This is a genomic window from Actinoplanes sp. NPDC051346 (genome assembly GCF_040682215.1).
Taxonomy (GTDB): domain Bacteria; phylum Actinomycetota; class Actinomycetes; order Mycobacteriales; family Micromonosporaceae; genus Actinoplanes.
The window spans coordinates 533,507-550,035 of sequence record NZ_JBFBAJ010000003.1; the positions used below are offsets into that span (position 1 = coordinate 533,507).

17 protein-coding genes are annotated in these 16,529 nt (G+C 70.2%); 6 read left to right on the forward strand and 11 right to left on the reverse strand.

The window, feature by feature from the left end:
* Window positions 1–3: 3 nt before the first annotated feature.
* The gene (locus AB0M36_RS10755) at window positions 4–837 is read right to left on the reverse strand and encodes a hypothetical protein (protein WP_364155210.1); all 834 of its coding nucleotides are present in this window, start codon (window positions 835–837) and stop codon (window positions 4–6) included.
* Between the two features lie 75 nt (window positions 838–912).
* A complete protein-coding gene (locus tag AB0M36_RS10760) occupies window positions 913–1,449 on the reverse strand; it encodes a DUF4245 domain-containing protein (RefSeq protein WP_364155212.1) in 537 nt (178 codons plus the stop codon).
* Between the two features lie 101 nt (window positions 1,450–1,550).
* Here AB0M36_RS10760 and glpX point away from each other — a divergent pair, with 101 nt between their 5' ends.
* The gene (glpX, locus tag AB0M36_RS10765) at window positions 1,551–2,588 is read left to right on the forward strand and encodes a class II fructose-bisphosphatase (protein ID WP_364155214.1); all 1,038 of its coding nucleotides are present in this window, start codon (window positions 1,551–1,553) and stop codon (window positions 2,586–2,588) included.
* Window positions 2,585–3,562: a DMT family transporter gene (locus AB0M36_RS10770; protein ID WP_364155215.1), complete on the forward strand. Its 978-nt coding sequence runs from the start codon at window positions 2,585–2,587 to the stop codon at window positions 3,560–3,562. Before glpX ends, AB0M36_RS10770 begins: the two co-directional genes overlap by 4 nt.
* 18 nt (window positions 3,563–3,580) lie before the next feature.
* Here the strand turns inward: AB0M36_RS10770 and AB0M36_RS10775 are convergent, their stop codons facing one another.
* The 4 genes from AB0M36_RS10775 to AB0M36_RS10790 all read right to left on the reverse strand — a co-directional run bounded on the left by AB0M36_RS10775 (window position 3,581) and on the right by AB0M36_RS10790 (window position 7,685).
* Window positions 3,581–4,243, reverse strand: coding sequence for a rhomboid family intramembrane serine protease (locus AB0M36_RS10775; protein ID WP_364155217.1), 663 nt, complete (start codon window positions 4,241–4,243; stop codon window positions 3,581–3,583).
* 60 nt (window positions 4,244–4,303) lie between these two features.
* Window positions 4,304–5,110 (reverse strand): serine protease, encoded by an 807-nt coding sequence (locus AB0M36_RS10780; RefSeq protein ID WP_364155218.1) that lies wholly within the window; start codon window positions 5,108–5,110, stop codon window positions 4,304–4,306.
* 74 nt (window positions 5,111–5,184) lie between these two features.
* Window positions 5,185–5,886 carry a lytic transglycosylase domain-containing protein gene (locus AB0M36_RS10785; protein ID WP_364155220.1) on the reverse strand — a complete coding sequence of 234 codons (702 nt, stop codon included), beginning with the start codon at window positions 5,884–5,886 and terminating at the stop codon, window positions 5,185–5,187.
* Window positions 5,887–6,269: 383 nt separating this feature from the next.
* Window positions 6,270–7,685 carry a PhoH family protein gene (locus AB0M36_RS10790; protein ID WP_364155222.1) on the reverse strand — a complete coding sequence of 472 codons (1,416 nt, stop codon included), beginning with the start codon at window positions 7,683–7,685 and terminating at the stop codon, window positions 6,270–6,272.
* Between the two features lie 229 nt (window positions 7,686–7,914).
* Here AB0M36_RS10790 and otsB point away from each other — a divergent pair, with 229 nt between their 5' ends.
* Complete coding sequence (otsB, locus tag AB0M36_RS10795) at window positions 7,915–8,769, forward strand: trehalose-phosphatase (RefSeq protein ID WP_364155223.1); 855 nt, start codon at window positions 7,915–7,917, stop codon at window positions 8,767–8,769.
* Window positions 8,770–8,836: 67 nt separating this feature from the next.
* Here otsB and AB0M36_RS10800 read toward each other — a convergent pair whose 3' ends face one another.
* The 4 genes from AB0M36_RS10800 to AB0M36_RS10815 all read right to left on the reverse strand — a co-directional run bounded on the left by AB0M36_RS10800 (window position 8,837) and on the right by AB0M36_RS10815 (window position 13,624).
* Window positions 8,837–9,607, reverse strand: a complete 771-nt coding sequence (locus tag AB0M36_RS10800) for an isoprenyl transferase (RefSeq protein ID WP_364155225.1) — start codon at window positions 9,605–9,607, stop codon at window positions 8,837–8,839.
* A gap of 31 nt (window positions 9,608–9,638) precedes the next feature.
* Window positions 9,639–10,757, reverse strand: a complete 1,119-nt coding sequence (locus tag AB0M36_RS10805) for a geranylgeranyl reductase family protein (RefSeq protein WP_364155227.1) — start codon at window positions 10,755–10,757, stop codon at window positions 9,639–9,641.
* The gene (locus tag AB0M36_RS10810) at window positions 10,754–11,608 is read right to left on the reverse strand and encodes a hypothetical protein (RefSeq protein WP_364155228.1); all 855 of its coding nucleotides are present in this window, start codon (window positions 11,606–11,608) and stop codon (window positions 10,754–10,756) included. Before AB0M36_RS10810 ends, AB0M36_RS10805 begins: the two co-directional genes overlap by 4 nt.
* Before the next feature lie 213 nt (window positions 11,609–11,821).
* Window positions 11,822–13,624, reverse strand: coding sequence for a phosphoenolpyruvate carboxykinase (GTP) (locus AB0M36_RS10815; RefSeq protein ID WP_364155230.1), 1,803 nt, complete (start codon window positions 13,622–13,624; stop codon window positions 11,822–11,824).
* Window positions 13,625–13,943: 319 nt separating this feature from the next.
* Between AB0M36_RS10815 and AB0M36_RS10820 the strand changes: the two genes are divergently transcribed.
* The 3 genes from AB0M36_RS10820 to AB0M36_RS10830 all read left to right on the forward strand — a co-directional run bounded on the left by AB0M36_RS10820 (window position 13,944) and on the right by AB0M36_RS10830 (window position 15,973).
* Complete coding sequence (locus AB0M36_RS10820) at window positions 13,944–14,708, forward strand: sigma-70 family RNA polymerase sigma factor (RefSeq protein WP_364155232.1); 765 nt, start codon at window positions 13,944–13,946, stop codon at window positions 14,706–14,708.
* Window positions 14,709–14,781: 73 nt separating this feature from the next.
* Entirely contained in the window at window positions 14,782–15,348 is a 567-nt protein-coding gene (locus AB0M36_RS10825) for a GtrA family protein (protein ID WP_364155234.1), read from the forward strand.
* Window positions 15,349–15,409: 61 nt separating this feature from the next.
* The gene (locus AB0M36_RS10830; RefSeq protein WP_364155236.1) at window positions 15,410–15,973 is read left to right on the forward strand and encodes a GtrA family protein; all 564 of its coding nucleotides are present in this window, start codon (window positions 15,410–15,412) and stop codon (window positions 15,971–15,973) included.
* Here the strand turns inward: AB0M36_RS10830 and AB0M36_RS10835 are convergent.
* On the reverse strand, window positions 15,900–16,529 hold the full coding sequence (locus AB0M36_RS10835) for a PH domain-containing protein (RefSeq protein WP_364155238.1): 630 nt from the start codon (window positions 16,527–16,529) through the stop codon (window positions 15,900–15,902). The two genes, AB0M36_RS10830 and AB0M36_RS10835, sit on opposite strands and share 74 nt — an antisense overlap.

Sequence of the window (16,529 nt, forward strand, 5' to 3'; positions counted from 1 at the left end):
GGCTCAGCCCTTGGCGTTGATCATGTCGTAGGAAGCTTCCGGCATGTCCTTGGTCTCGGCGGCCGGAGGCGCCTCCTGCTTGGTCGCGGCGCCGTAGCCGTTGACCTCCATGGTCAGCTTGCCGGCCGGGGCGTCGGTGGTCTTCGGCAGGTCGAGCACGAGCTTGGTCAGCCGGCCGTCGTCGTCGAGCGTGGCCTCGTACGGAATCGCCTTGGCCTGGGCGGGGTCGGCACCCGCGAAGACCGAGGTGCCGAGCAGGTGGGCGTCGTCCTTGACCTGGGTGGCGTCGAGGGTGCCGGTGATGGCCGAGCCCTTGCGCTCCGCGGTGGTGGCAGCGGCGAACAGGCCGGCGGCTCCGGTGAGGTCCGGGTCCTCGATACCGATCTTGAAGTCCTTGGACGTCACCTTGGACATGTCCATCTTGAGCCACTGCTTGCCGCTGAACAGCTCGATCATCGACTTGAGGCCCTCGACGATCTTGGCGCTCTGCGGGTCGTCGCCGAGCTCCGACAGGCTCTGCATCTGCTTCGTGGCCTCGCCCATGTCGAAGGCGATCTTCACGTACCGGTCGGGATCGGTGATCCGGAACTGGATCTTGCCCTTGGTGCCCTCGTCGACGGTGTCGAGGTCGAGGGAGGCCGACTTCGACGGGGTGTGCACGGTCCCCTTGGCCGACGTGTCGCCCGGGAGCGAGGCCGTGAAGCTGTAGTTGCCCGCCTTGAGCCCGGCGGTGGACGCCGCGAGGGCGGCCTTGGGGTCGGCAGGCTCGTCGTCGGTGCAGGCGGCGAGCGACAGCGCGAGCAGAGGGACGAGAACGGCGGCGAACCGTCGGTTCATAAGGGGTAACTCCGGAGGCAGTTCGGATGGACTGCGGGAGCCTAGACGATGACCGCCGTTTCGCGCTGCCCCTGATCAGGGCAGAGTCGAGGCGAGCTTCTCCAGACTCGTCGACTCGGCCTTGCCGATCACGATGATCGTGCGCCCCTTCTCCAGGAGCACCAACGCGTTCTCGCCCGGGCGGGCGTCGTAGCGCTGCCAGGTGCGCGCGCCGGCCTGGTGCGTACCCGTCGCGGTGGGTGTTTTGCCCAGCTCCGCGGGGATCAGTGTGGCGGTCGCCACACTGCTCTCCACGAGCTGGAGCGGCTCGCCTCGCGGATCGACGTAGCCGAGGCGCAGGGTCGCGCCGCCCGACTCGCGCTTGAACGTGGCGGTCTGCACGTGCCAGTCCGCACCGAGGCTCGGCGCGCTGACCGGAAAGGCGCGGGCCGCGCGGGCCTGCTGGAGGGTGGGCGCGGCGTCCACGCTGATCGGTTTGTCGCCATCCAGCACGAGCCGATAGAAGCCCAGCAGGAGCGCGATCGGGATGAGCAGGACGGCGAGCGACATCGCCATGTCCCGTGGCCGGCGCTCCGCACGCTTGGCGACGGTGGGGGTATCGGGGCTGGACACCCCACCATTGTTAACCATGTCGCTGGCGCGGGACTTTGCGCAGGTCCCATGTGAGGATCGGGTAACGACCACACCCCGCACCGTCGCGAGGAGGCCCTGTCATGCCCGTTTCCGCCAATCCGCAGGATCTGGACCGCAACATCGCCCTCGATCTTGTACGCGTCACCGAAGCCGCCGCGATGGCGGCCGGCCGCTGGGTCGGGCGCGGCGACAAGAACGGCGGCGACGGCGCGGCCGTGGACGCCATGCGCACGCTCATCAACTCGATCCAGATGCGCGGCGTCGTGGTGATCGGCGAGGGTGAGAAGGACGAGGCGCCCATGCTCTTCAACGGGGAGCAGGTCGGCGACGGCACCGGCCCCGAGGTCGACGTGGCGGTGGACCCGATCGACGGCACGACCCTGATGAGCAAGGGCATGCCGGGCGCGGTCGCCGTGCTCGCTGTGGCCGAGCGCGGCGCGATGTTCGACCCGAGCTCGGTCTTCTACATGGAGAAGATCGCCGTCGGCCCGGACTGCGCCGACGTGATCGACATCAACGCCGGCACGGCCGAGAACCTGCGCCGCATCGCCAAGGCCAAGCGTGGTTCGGTCTCCGACGTCACCGTCTGCATCCTCGACCGCCCCCGGCACCAGAAGCTGGTCGAGGAGGTGCGCGCCGCCGGCGCCAACATCAAGTTCATCTCCGACGGCGACATCGCCGGCGCCATCTCCGCGGCGCGCAGCGAGTCGGACGTCGACGTGCTGATGGGCATCGGCGGCACCCCGGAGGGCATCACCGCGGCGTGCGCGCTCAAGTGCCTCGGCGGCGAGATCCAGGCCAAGCTGTGGCCGCACGACGACGCCGAGCGGGAGAGGGCCATCGCGGCCGGCCACGACCTCGACCGGGTCCTGACCACCAACGACCTGGTCACCGGCGACAACTGCTTCTTCGTGGCCACCGGCGTGACCTCGGGAGACCTGCTCAAGGGCGTGCGGTACCGCTCCGGCGGGGCGCACACCCAGTCGATCGTCATGCGGTCCAAGAGCGGCACGATCCGGGTCATCGACTCGTACCACCGCTTGGAGAAGCTCAAGCTCTACTCGGCGGTCGACTTCGACGGCCACCTGCCTATGGTGCCGTCGCCGGGCCGCGAGTGACCCAGACCGCCGCCGCGCCGCCCGCGGTGCATGCCGGGCGGCGCGCGATCGGCGTGGGGCTCGCGGTGCTCTCTGGCGTCGCGCTGGCCGTGCAGTCGAGGATCAACGGCGAGCTCGCCGTACGCCTCGACGACGCGATCGGCGCCGCGCTGATCTCCTTCGGCTCCGGCCTGCTGCTGTTGGCGGTGTGCGTGCCGCTGCTGCCGGCGGGCCGGGCCGGCCTTCGCCGCCTGCGTGACGGCCTGCGGGAGCGCAGGATCCGCCCGTGGCAGTGCGTGGGCGGCATGTGCGGCGGCTTCCTCGTCGCCACCCAGGGCCTGACGGTGCCGACGGTGGGCGTGGCGGTCTTCATCGTGGCGCTGGTCGCCGGCCAGTCCTCGAGCAGCCTGATGGTGGACCACGCGGGCGCGGGACCCGCCGGCCCGCAGCCGGTGACCGCGCCACGGCTCGCCGGCGCGGCGCTGACCGTGGTCGCGGTGCTGATCTCGGTGGCCGACCGCATCGGTCATCCGAGCGCCCTCGCGCTGGCCGTGCTGCCCCTGCTCGCCGGCGTCGGCATCGCCTGGCAGCAGGCGGTCAACGGACGGGTCCGGGTGGTCTCGGGCAGCGCCCTGGTCGCGGGCCTGATCAACTTCGTCATGGGTACGGCCGTGCTGGCCCTGGCCTTCGCCGTGTCGGCGCTGCTCCGCGGCGTCCCGGCGCACCTGCCGCCCGGCCCCTGGTGGCTCTACGTGGGCGGCACGCTCGGCATCGTGTTCATCGCGGTGGGCTCCGCGGTGGTGCGGCACACCGGCGTGCTGCTGCTGGGCCTCGGCATGATCGCGGGCCAGGTCACCGGCGCGCTACTCATCGACGGCGTCGTTCCCGGGCCCGCGGGCCGGCCGGGGATCAACACGGTGCTCGGCGCCGTTCTGACGCTCGTCGCGGTCGCGGTGGCCGTCGTCCCGGCCCGCCGGTCACGCGGTTCCGGCTGACCTCGCACCCGCCGGCGTTCAGATGTCGGTAAGCGTCGTGTCGGGGTCGTAGAGGCTCGGCGCCGGCCGCGGCCTGCGGCGCCGGAACGCGATCGCGGCGATCACCCCGGCGAGCAGCCCGAGCAGATGCCCCTGCCAGGACACCGGCTGGTCGGTGGGAAGGATGTTGTAGAGCTGGTACCAGTAGAGCAACCCGATGAAGGCGGCCACGCCCAGGTTCCACCAGCTGCGCTCGACGAAGCCGCGGGCGAAGAGCAGCCCGAGGTAGCCGAAGACGACGCCGCTGGCGCCGACGACGACGCTGCTCGGGTCGCCGACGAGCCAGACGCCGAAGCCGCTCACCAGCACGATGACCAGGGTCGACCAGAGGAAGCGCCGGGTGCCGCCGGCCAGCGCGAACGTGCCGACCAGGATGAGCGGCACGCTGTTGCCGTAGAGGTGGTCCCATCCGGCGTGCAGGAACGGGCTGAAGATGATGCCGTCCAGGCCGTCGAGGCGGCGCGGGATGATGCCGCCGGCCAGGTCGAGGGAGCCCGCGCCGAGACCGCGGTCGATCGCCTCGATGAGGAACAGCACGGGGATGACCGCACACATCGCCACGAAGGCGCGCCCGATCGCGGCGAAGAACGCCTCCGTGCCGACCTTCGCCGCAGCGTCATCCTGTGCTTGCGCGTACCCCATCCCCCGATGGTTACCGATGGCCGCCAGTGTCGCCAACAAGGCGTGACGAATCCGGCACGGTCAGCTCAGTTTGCGGGTGGCCGCGCGAATGTCGGCGCGGAACGCCGAGACCTGGGTGTAGACGCCGGGATAGCCCTTGCGCGCGCAGCCGAGTCCCCAGCTGACGATGCCGACCTGGATCCACTTGTCGCCGGCCTTACGCACCATCGGCCCCCCGGAGTCGCCCTGGCAGGTGTCGGTCCCCTGCTTCCCGGCACAGATCGACTCTTCCTTCACCAGCTCGACGCCGACCTTGTCGTACGCCTTGGCGCACTCCCCGTCGCCCACCACCGGCACCGACGCGAAGCGCAGCTTCTTCTCCTGGCGCAGGGCGGACTCGCGGGTCTGACCCCAGCCCAACACGGTCATCGGGCCCTTCTCGTCGGAGCCTCCGTGCGCGAGCTCCAGGACGGGCAGGTCGATGGCCCGGTCCAGCTCGATGAGCGCCCAGTCGTCGCCGTACGTTTCCCCGCGGAACCCGTCGGCGCGAATCACCGACACCGACCGGGCCTCGATCGCGTCGTCGGACTTGAGGTTGGTCACGCCGGCCACGACGCCGATGCTGTCGTCCTTGCCGGTCCCGTCGACGCAGTGGCCCGCGGTGAGCACGACGCGCGGCGCCGTCAGGGCACCGCCGCAGCCCATGGAAAGCCGGACCATCCAGGGGAACCGCCCCGCGGGGGCCAGGTCGCCGCCCACGACCTCACGCAGCGGCGGCGTAGCGCCGGTCCCGGGTGAGGCGTCTCCCGCCTGGGCGGCTATCTGGCTCGCGGTGAGCAGCGAGGCGAGCACGCCAAGGACGACCAACGAAGCGGCTTTCCGGACCATACGGATATTTGATCACTGCCGGAGACGCACAAAAGGGGTACGCGCCGAAGCGCGCACCCCTTTTGCGTGAGGTCTTAGTACCAGCCGACGTTCTGCGAGTGCGACCAGGCACCGCACGGCGTGTTGTAGCGGCCCTTGATGTAGCCCAGGCCCCACCTGATCTGGGTCGCCGGGTTGGTCTCCCAGTCGTCGCCCGCCGAGGCCATCTTGCTGCCGGGCAGGGACTGCGGGATGCCATAGGCGCCGGAGCTGGGGTTCTGGGCGCGGTGATTCCAGCCGCTTTCCTTCTCCCACAGCTTTTCCAGACACGGGAACTGGTCGATCTCGAAGCCCTTGTCCAGCATCACCGCGCAGCCGGTGGCCCGATTGCCCTTGAACTCCTCGCAGGAGGCGGGGATCTCGCCGTCGAAGGGCACCGTCGTGCCGGAATTGCCGCTGGATTTCTTGCTCTCCGCGGCCTTCTTCTCGGCGGCCTTCTCGATCGCCTTCTTCTCGAGCTTGCGCGCCTTGGCGGCGGCCGCCTTGGCCTCGATCGCGGCCTTAGAGGCGGCTTCGCCCTCCGCCCGGCGCTGGTAGGCGCGGACGGCGGCGTGTTCGTTGTGCCGCTCCTTGAGGAGTGCCATCTCGTCGTTGTTCGCCTGGACAACGAGCTGAGCCTGGGCGCTCTGCGCCTGGACTTCCCGGTCCTGTCCGATATAGACCCCGCCGATGACGCCTGCGACGAGCAGGCCTACAGAGGCCGCACGGATGCCGACCCGGCTCCAGAGCCGATTCACGAAGATTCCCTTCGTAGGGGGCAATGACGCGGGGCGGATCCGCCGGCTTCCCCACCGGCGACGCTGCGCACCGCAAGCATCAACGGCCCCGGAAGGCCGCTTGGACCAGCTATTGCTCACCGGCCCGGGTGACCACATATCGATCTCTCGTCATGCGGACACGCAAAGAATGCTCGTCAGCCACCATGGCGCACCGTGAAGGCGATGTGAAATGACGACGCCCACCTGTGAAATGAATCACAGGACGTTTAGTATTCATTCCGGGCAAAACCGCGCGTTTCAATTCACTCAGAAGATAGGACGTTCGTCACACTTTGTAATCAGCCCTAAACAAGGCGTGAGGCGGAAATCCGAATGGACTTCCGCCTCACGATAACTCTGCGTCAGAGGGGAATCTCCTCCAGCAGATCGGTGACGACCTCTGCGATCGGTGACCGCTCCGACCTCGTCAGAGTGACATGCGCGAAGATCGGATGACCCTTGAGCGCCTCGATCACGGCGGTCACACCGTCGTGGCGGCCCACTCGGAGGTTGTCGCGCTGGGCGACGTCGTGCGTCAGGACCACGCGCGAACCCTGTCCGATCCGGGAGAGCACGGTCAGCAGCACGTTGCGTTCCAACGACTGAGCCTCGTCGACGATGACGAAGGCGTCGTGCAGGCTGCGGCCGCGGATGTGGGTCAGCGGCAGGACCTCGAGCATCCCGCGCGCCATGACCTCCTCCATGACGTTCGCGTGGACCACGGCACCCAGGGTGTCGAACACGGCCTGCGCCCAGGGCGACATCTTCTCGGACTCACTGCCCGGCAGATAGCCCAACTCCTGCCCGCCGACCGCGTACAGCGGGCGGAAGACGACCACCTTCTTGTGGCGGCTGCGCTCCATCGTCGCCTCGAGGCCGGCGCAGAGCGCCAGCGCCGACTTGCCGGTGCCGGCCCGTCCACCCAGGGAGACGATGCCGATCGACTCGTCGAGGAGCAGATCGAGCGCCACCCGCTGCTCCGCCGACCGACCCCGCAGGCCGAAAGCCTCCCGGTCGCCCCGGACCAGCTTCACGGTCTTGTCCGGGGTGACCCGGCCGAGCGCCGACCCCCGCGACGAGTGGATCACCAGACCGGTGTGGCAGGGCAGATGCGCCATCTCCTCCGACTCGAGCTCGTCCCCGGCGTACAGGCGGTTGACGTCCTCCTCGTCGAGGGTGAGGTCGGCCATGCCGGTCCACGTCGGGTCGCTGGCCTGGCCGTGCAGGTACTCGTCGGCCATGATGCCCACCGAGGCCGCCTTGACGCGCAGCGGCATGTCCTTGCTGACCAGCGTGACTTCCCGGCCCTCCGCGGACAGCCCCAGCGCCACGGACAGGATCCGGGTGTCGTTGGAGTCGTTGCGGAAGCCGTGGGGCAGGTCGCTCTGATCGGCGTGGTTGAGCTCCACGCGCACCGTGCCGCCCTCGTCGTTGCAGAGAACCGGATGGTCCAGCCGGCCGTGCTTGATCCGCAGCTCGTCGAGCATGCGCAGCGCCTGGCGGGCGAACCAGCCGAGCTCGGGATGGTGCCGCTTGCCCTCCAGCTCGGTGATGACCACGAGCGGGATGACCACCTCGTGGTCGGTGAACCGGCGGAAGGCCGCCGGATCGGACAGCAGGACCGAGGTGTCCAGCACGAAGACCCGGCCGGCGGGGGCGGGCTCCGCATTGGCGTGCCGATCCCGGGACGCCCGGCGTCCCGAGGAAGCGCGACTGCTGGAGACTTTGGCGGCCGGGTCGGTGTGGGCGACCCCGGCGTCAGTTCGGCGAGATGTCACAGGCCTGCTCCAGCGGGCGTGCAACCCGGTCCGCCCGCGGTCCGCCACGTCCGGCGCCCGTCACTAGCACGGGGTCGGGATGCTGGCCCCGTGGCGCATATCGTCGCAGGTCCGGGCCGGCCGGCTGGCTCAGGAAAACCCTGTGCCATGACTAAACGCTAGCGGCCAAGAGCCACCTGCGGTAGTACCCGCGACATACGCCAATTCGGGGCCGTTCCGCCGGAGTGCGATGAGCCGAACGGCGGGTACGCTGGACTGCGTGCCCGAGTCCCCCCTGAGCAACGCGCGCCCCTCGCATCCCCTGAGCGTCGCCGAGGCCTTGCGGGTCACCGCTGCGCGCGCCCGGGAGACCACGTTCTTCTTCGACTTCGACGGGGTGCTCTCGCCCGTCACCGACGACCCCGACGCCTCGCAGCCGGTCCCCTCCGTGCTCGGCGTCCTCGAGCAGCTCGCCGCCCGGGTGGCCCGGGTCGCGATCGTGTCGGCCCGGCCGGTCAACTTCCTGCGCTCCCGGTTCTCCACGCTCGAGCACGTGGACCTCTACGGGCTCTACGGCCTCGAGGTGTGGCACGACGGCGACGTCGTCACCGAGCCGGCCGCGCTGCCCTGGGTCCCCGCCATGGCCGACCTGGCCGAGCGCGCCAAGGCCGAGCTGCCCGACGCGATCCTGGTGGAATACAAGCGACTCTCGGTCGCCCTGCACTATCGCACCGCCCCCCAGCTCGCCTCGCAGGTGGAGCGGTGGGGCCACGAGCAGGCCGAGCGGCTGGGCCTGCGCATCCAGGGCGGTCGCATGGTGGTGGAGCTCAAGCCCCCGGTCGACCAGGACAAGGGCATGGTGATCAGCGAGGGCGTGCTCAACGCCGGCTGCGCCTGGTATTTCGGCGACGACATGTCGGACATCAAGGCGTTCGACGCGCTGCGCGCCCGCGAGGCGGTCGACCCGCGGTTCTTCGGCATGTGCGTGGCGGTCGCCAACCCGGAGACCGGCGCCGAGGTCTCCAGCGCCGCCGACCTCACGCTCGAGTCACCGGAGGCGGTCGCCGGCTTCCTCGCCGAGGCCCTCCCCGCCTTCGCGCCCTGACCCTGCCGCGCCCTGACCCTGCCGCTGACCCTGCCCTCAGGTTTTGCGACGGCAGCGCCCTGAACCCTCAGGCTCCGTAGCGGCGCTGGCGGGTCGCATAGGAGCGCAACGCCCGCAGGAAGTCGGTTCGGCGGAAGTCGGGCCAGTTGGCGTCGTGGAAGTAGAACTCCGAGTGCGCCGACTGCCACAGCAGGAACCCCGACAGCCGCTGCTCGCCGCTGGTGCGGATGACCAGGTCGGGGTCGGGTTGCCCGCGGGTGTAAAGGTGCTCGGCGATGTGCTCGACGTCGAGGATCTCGGCGAGCTCCTCGAGGGTGCGCCCGGCCGCGGCGTGCTCGTGCAGCAGTGAGCGCACCGCGTCGGTGATCTCCCGGCGGCCGCCGTAGCCCACTGCGAGGTTCACCTCGACGCCCTCGGAACGTTCGCGGGTCTTCTCCTGCGCCGCTTTGAGGGTGGTCGCCGTCGGCGCGGGCAGCAGGTCGAGCGCGCCGACGATGCGCAGCCGCCACGGGTTGCCGTCCTCGGCCAGCTCGGTCGCGAGGTCCTCGATGATCTTGACGAGCGGGTCCAGCTCGGCGGCCGGACGCTGGAGGTTGTCCGTGGCCAGCAGGTAGAGCGTCACGTGCTTGATGCCGGCCTGGTCGCACCAGGTGAGCAGCTCCTTGACCCGGGTCGCGCCGACGCGGTGGCCGTCGTTGGGGTCGACGAAGCCCATCTCCCGGGCCCAGCGCCGGTTGCCGTCGCACATGACCCCGACATGCCGCGGCACCGGCTTGCCGGCAAGCTTGCCGGCGAGTCGCCGTTCGTACAGGGAGTAGACCAGGGAGCGCAGACTCATCGCGTCCAGCCTATCGAGCCGGGAGCACCACTCAAGAGGGCAAGGCGACGATTCGGGCCAACTCCGCCGCGATGCGTCCGATCGTGCGAAGGTCGAAAACCCCGTCAGCGAGCCCGAGGTCCACCATCCGGTGGAAAACCGCACCATCTCGCCGGGCCGCCCGCACGGCCGCGTCGACGACCCGCGGCTGCCGGGTGAGCAGCGCGGCGAGCCCGGAGTGGCGCAGGTGGCGTCCGAGCCGCACCCGTAACGCCCGGGTGTAGCGCGCCGCGGCCCGCTCGGCGCCGCCCGCCGCCGCCGTGCCGGCCAGGGCGCCGGACAGCACGGCGTAGAAGATTCCCTCGCCGGTGAACGGGTTGATCAACGACAGCGCGTCGCCGGCGAGCAGCACCGGGCCGCGGGCCGGCGGCGGCCGATGGGTGGACAACGGCAGGTGGTGGCCGCGCACGCCGGTGGGTTCGGTGCCGGGCAGGAGAGCGGTCAGGCGGTCCAGCAGGTACGCCCTGGTCAGCGGCGTCCCGCGCAGAACCTCGCCGTACCCGACGTTGGCGGTGCCGTCGCCGAGCGGAAACGACCACGCGTACGCGGGCCAGCGGGCGCTCGTCGTCCGGATCAGCTGCTCCTCGCCGCGTGCGGGGGCGTACCCCCGGATGGCGACGGCGAGATGCCCGCCGGGGTTGGGCGGGTGGCCGAGCGCGCGCCGCACCACGGAGCTCGCGCCGTCCGCACCGATGACCACGCCCGCCTCGATCCGATCGTCGAGGATGACGCCGGACGGGCCGTAGCGGATCGCGCGGACCGTGTGGCGGCGCAGTTCGGCCCCGGCGCCGACGGCCGCCGCGACCAGGCGCGCGTCGAAGACCCGGCGTCGCACGGTGTGGGCGGGGCGCGGGAGGGGGCGGGCCACCTCGATGCCGCCCGGCGACACGAGGCGCAGGTCGGCGACGGGCGGGCAGCCCTCGGTCGCGCCGGTCACGCCGAGGCTCGCGAGCACGTCCAGGGCCTCCGCGGCGATGCCGTCGCCGCAGGGTTTGTCGCGGGGAAACTCCGCCCGGTCGAGCAGCAGGACCGAGGCGCCGGCCCGGCGGGCGGCGAGGGCCGCGGCGGAACCGGCCGGCCCGGCCCCCACGACCGCGACGTCATACCTCACGCGGGCGCCACCGTCGGAGCGGGCGTCCGCGCGACCCGCCACAGGGAGTAGAGCACCAACATGGCGGCCGCTATCAGGGGGACGCCGTCACGGATCAGGCCGTCGAGCCCGAGGAGCAGGCGGCACAGCGGCAGGTCGACGGCGAGCACGCCGAGCGTGACCCACACCAGCAACCGCGGCGCCCAGGGCTTGCCGCGCAGCAGGAAGAAGGTGCTGAGAAGCACCGCGTAGCTCGTGCCGATCCCGGCCACGAACCAGAAGCCGACGGCGAGGAGCCATTCCGGCCGGCTGCCCAGTTCGCCCACGGAGATCAGCGCCGGCACCAGCATCAGCGGGCTGTAGGTGAACGCCGCGATCCGGGCGGTGAGGGCCCACGCGGCCACCGGCGGGCGCTTCGGCACCGCCTCGCGCCACTCGAGCCCCGCCCGGGTGACGGTCAGCTTGTTCGGATGCCGCGTCAGGTGGTCGCCCACGACGGGGTGCCGGTAGAGCAGCACCACCACGGTGACGCAAAGCGCGGTGAGCATCGCGAATCCGAGCACGCCGGCGAGCGGCGGTGCGCCGGTCCGGGGGACGACGAGCCGCCCGACGGCGAACACGGTGGTGACGGCCAGGATCAGACCCAGCGGCCGGGCCGCGGCGCGGCCACGGCCCACGTGCCAGATCAGGACCAACCATCCGACGGTACGCAGCAGCGCCCAGCCTGTGCGGACGGCGAGCCCGAAACCGTGCTCAGGCGCGTACCAGAGATTGAGGAGCTCGACCCCGACGGTGGCCGCCGCCGTCGCGACCAGCAGCCCTCGCAGTGCGCGGATCACGCCCGGCCGGCTAGGGTCAGCCCTGCTGATCATGGCGACGCCGAGACGGAGTCCAGGTTTCGCCTCGCAAGTGGGACGGGCGGTCGAATACCGGTGTTGTATTCGGCCGTTCGGACCGCGCCGCGAGGCGGAAGCTGGGCCCGTCGCAGGCCGTCATGATCAGCAGGGCTGACCCTACAGTCGATGGTCACGAATGCGACGGTACCCAGGACGCGCCCGCCTCGAACGCGAGGCGGGCGCGGGTCGTCATGCGTTGAGGCGGGACTTGAGCGCGTCCAGCTCGGACCACAGCACGGCCGGCAGCTTGTCGCCGAACTTGGCGAACCACTCCTCGACCTGCGGAATCTCGGCCAGCCACTCGTCGCGGTCGACCGTCAGGACGGCCTCGATGTCGGCCTTGTCGATGTCCAGACCGGTGAGGTCCAGGGCGTCGGCGGTCGGCACCTGTCCGATCGGGGTGTCGATGGCCTCGGCCTTGCCGTCGAGGCGCTCGACGATCCACTTGAGCACCCGGGAGTTCTCCCCGAAGCCAGGCCACAGGAACCGGCCGTCGTCGCCGCGGCGGAACCAGTTGACGTAGAAGACCTTGGGCAGCTTGCTCGCGTCGCCCGACGCGGCCTTGCCCATCTCGATCCAGTGGTTGAAGTAGTCACCGGCGTGGTAGCCGATGAACGGCAGCATCGCCATCGGGTCGCGACGCACGACGCCGACCTGACCGACCGCCGCGGCGGTGGTCTCCGACGACAGGGTCGCGCCGAAGTACACGCCGTGCACCCAGTCGCGGGCCTCGGTCACCAGCGGCACGGTCGTCTTGCGGCGGCCGCCGAAGAGGATCGCGTCGATCGGTACGCCGCGCGGGTCGTCGTACTCGGGCGCGAGGATCGGGCACTGGGTGATGGGCGTGCAGAACCGGCTGTTCGGGTGGCTGGAAACAGCCTCCGACTCCGGCGTCCAGTCGTTGCCCTTCCAGTCGATGAGGTGCGCGGGCGGCTCGCCCATGCCCTCCCACCAGATGTCACCGTCGTCGGTGAGCGCGACGTTGGTGAAGACCGAGTTGCCCTGCGCGAGCGTACGCATGGCGTTGGGGTTGGTGTGCTGGTCGGTGCCGGGCGCGACGCCGAACAGGCCGTACTCGGGGTTGGTCGCCCAGAGGCGGCCGTCCTCGCCGAAGCGCATCCAGGCGATGTCGTCGCCGACCGTTTCGACCTTCCAGCCGGGCAGGGTCGGCTCGAGCATGGCCAGGTTGGTCTTGCCGCAGGCCGAGGGGAACGCGCCGGCGATGTAGCGGACCGTGCCCTCGGGCGAGGTCAGCTTCATGATCAGCATGTGCTCGGCGAGCCAGCCCTCGTCCCGGGCGGCCGCGGAGGCGATGCGCAGGGAGAAGCACTTCTTGCCGAGCAGCGAGTTGCCGCCGTACCCGGAACCGAAGGACCAGATCTCGCGCGTCTCCGGGAAGTGCGAGATGTACTTGGTCTCGTTGCACGGCCAGGCGACGTCCTCCTGTCCCGGCTCCAGCGGCGCGCCCAGGGAGTGCAGCGCGGGCACGAAGTCGGCGTCGGTGCCCATCGCCTCGAGCACCTTGGCGCCCATGCGGGTCATGATCTTCATGGAGGCGACGACGTACGCGCTGTCGGTCAGCTCGACACCGAACATCGGGTTCGGCGCGTCGAGCGGGCCCATGCAGAACGGGACGACGTACATGGTGCGTCCGCGCATACAGCCGCGGTACAGCTCCGTCATCGTCGACTTCATCTCGGCCGGCGCCATCCAGTTGTTGGTGGGCCCGGCGTCGGCGGGGTCGGCGGAGCAGATGTAGGTGCGTTCCTCGACCCGGGCGACGTCCCCGGGGTCGGTACGCGCCCAGAACGAGTTGGGGCGGATCTCGGGGTTGAGGCGAACGAGGGAACCGGCTTCCACCAACGAGTCGGTGAGGCGGGTCCATTCCTCGTCGGAGCCGTCGCACCACACCACCCGGTCGGGCGTGGTGAGAGCGGCTACCTCTTCCACCCAGCTCAGCAGGCGGGCGTGGGAGGTGGGGGGCACAGACATGTGAGTCCCTTCGGTCGGCACTGACCTGTGACGAAGCAGGCCGGCGGTCCGGCCCCATCACGGGAGTCACGTCAGCGTATGCCGAGTGAACGTTCAGTTCATCGGCGAATCTTGTGGACAACCGCACAATCCTCGGCGTTTGTGCGCGATGACGATTGATCCTTTGCCTGACAGCGCAGTTATGCGCAGAGAGCGTCACGTTGTGCACACACGGTTGGCGCACCCGGCCGATCGTGCCGCCATTTCGTGAAATGGACAAAACCCCCTAAGCTTGGCCAGACTCGGGCTTTCCTCTCACTCCCGGCTTCAGGAGGCAGGAATGTCGATTCCGGCCGGCGAGACCGACGCCGACACGGAGTTGCTCGCCGCCGTACGGGCCGGCGACACCGCCGCCTACGGCATCCTCTACCAGCGCCACCGCGCCGCGGCCCGAGCTCTCGCCCACGCGCTCGTCACCGATCCCGCCGACGCTGACGACCTGGTCGCCGAGACGTTCGCCAAGGTGTTCGCCGCGCTGCGCGCCGGACGCGGGCCGCTCGTCGCCTTCCGCGCCTACCTCAACACCACGCTGCGTCACGTCTGTTACCACCGCGCCCGCCGCGACCGCCGGCTCGAGTTCACCGACGACCTCACCCGCTACGACGAGGGCGAGCCCTTCCTCGACCCGGCACTCGACAAGCTCGAACGCACGTACGCCGCACAGGCCTTCCGCGCCCTCCCCGACCGCTGGCGCGACGTGCTCTGGCGCACCGAGGTGGAGGGGGCCAGCCCGGCGGAGGTCGCCCCGCAGCTCGGGCTCACGCCGAACGCCGTCGCCGTGCTCGCCCACCGCGCCCGGGAAGGGCTGCGCCGCCTCTATCTCCAGCAGCACGTCGCCGTCGCCGACCCGCCCGAGTGCCGGTGGGCCGGGGAACGGCTCGGCGGCCGGGTTCGGGGGCGGCTCGCGCCGCGCGAGTCCGCACGCCTGGACAGCCACCTGTCGTGGTGCACCGACTGCCGCGCCCAGCTCGCCGAGGTCGTCGAGATCAATCAGCGCCGTCACCGGCCGTACAGGCAGCGAAACCGTGCGAACCCGCCAGGTTAAGAGTCGCTCACGAAACGTATGGAGTCGCTCAGGGACGCAGCAACGCCCGACGGCCGCCGGTACGCTCGGCTCCGTGCCTGCTGCCGCTCTCCTGCCCGCTCTGCGGGCACGCTTCGGAGCACTCGTGCGCGAGTTGAGCAAGTTCGGCACCGTCGGTGCCACCGCCTTCACCGTCGACTTGTTGATCTTCAACGTTCTGTTGCAGTCGGGCGCCGAGACCCTGCTCGCCAAGACCGGCTCCACCGTCGTCGCCACCACCGTGGCCTTCGTCGGCAACCGGTTCTGGACGTGGCGGCACCGCGAGCACACCAACATGGCGAAGCAATACACCATGTTCTTCCTGCTCAACGGCGTAGGACTGGCGATCGGTCTGACCTGCCTGGCGCTCAGCCACTACGGCCTCGGCGCCATCTGGCCCGAGTTCCAGACTCCGCTCGCGGACAACATCTCCGGCCAGCTGGTCGGCACCGCCATGGGCACGCTCTTCCGCTTCTGGTCTTACCGCCGCTTCGTCTTCGGCGAGAGCGCGGTCCCGGATCCCACGCCGCGTGTCATCCCGGCGGACCCCGCCCCGCAGGCCGGCACGACAGTCCCCGACTCCGCCGAGCCGACGGAACCCCGAGCCATCCCCCGGATGTGACGCAGGACCTAGACGCATTCTCGGTCCGTTGTCCTCGTCCTTCCCCCCTTAAGGTTGTCAAATGTCCTCAGCCCGTCCGCTGACGCAACGTCTGCGCCACCTCGCCCCCGAGGCCATGGCGTTCGGCGTGATCGGTGCAGCGAACACCCTGCTCTACATGGCCATCACCTGGGCACTTCTGCCCATCGGCGCGGTCAAGGCAAGCGTGGTCGGCACCGTCGTCACCACCACCCTGGCGTACTTCGCCAACCGGTTCTGGACCTACCGGCACCACACCCGCACCGCCCTGCGCCGCGAATACACGCTGTTCTTCGGGTTCAACCTCGTCGGCATGGTGATCCAGTCAGGCGCGGTGGCCATCGGCAAGTACGGCTTCGGCCTCACCGAGGACAAGGACGCCATCCTGTTCATGGGCGTCACCACGATCGGCATCGGCGTCGCGACGCTCTTCCGCTTCTGGGCGTACCGGACGTTCGTCTTCCTGAAGCCGCCGGTCGACGGCCACGAGGCGGCGATCGCCGAGCTCGACGTCGCGGCGGGCCTCGCCGAACTCAGCGCCGAGGCCGAGGGCCGGCTGGACGAAGAGATCGCCTTGGAGATCGACGCCCAACGCCGCGCTGTCTAGCCACCGGCGGCTCAGGCGCAGGCGCAGGCTCCGGCCCAGGCTCCTCATCCTCTTCGTCGTCCGGTCGTAGCTCCCGGTCGATCTCGATCAGCTCGTACAGCGTCGTCTGCACCTGCCGCACCTTGGGCACCGACGCCATGACGGCGGACTGTTCGCCGATCGAATCGACGGTGAGCGTGCCGCAGCCCAGCATCCGCTCGAACAGCGACTGGTGCGTCACATGATCGTTGACCCGGTTGAGCGGCAGATCCCGTCGCTCCCGGGCGACGACGCCGTCCTGGAGCAGAATCCGCTCGTCGGTGAAGACATAGTGCGTCGTGCGCCAGACCAGCAGCGGCCACACACCCCGGGTCACACCGACGAAGAGAGCCACCGCGCCGACGACACAGACGCCGATGAGGCCACCGGTGTTCGGCGGAAGCATCACCCACACCAGGATCACGGCGGCCAGGGCGACCAGCAGAACCACGATCGGCGCCACGGCCGCCTTCGCGTGTGGGTGCAGATGGAGGACGACCTCCTCCTCGTCGGTCAGCACCTCGTCCGGAAAAGCCAC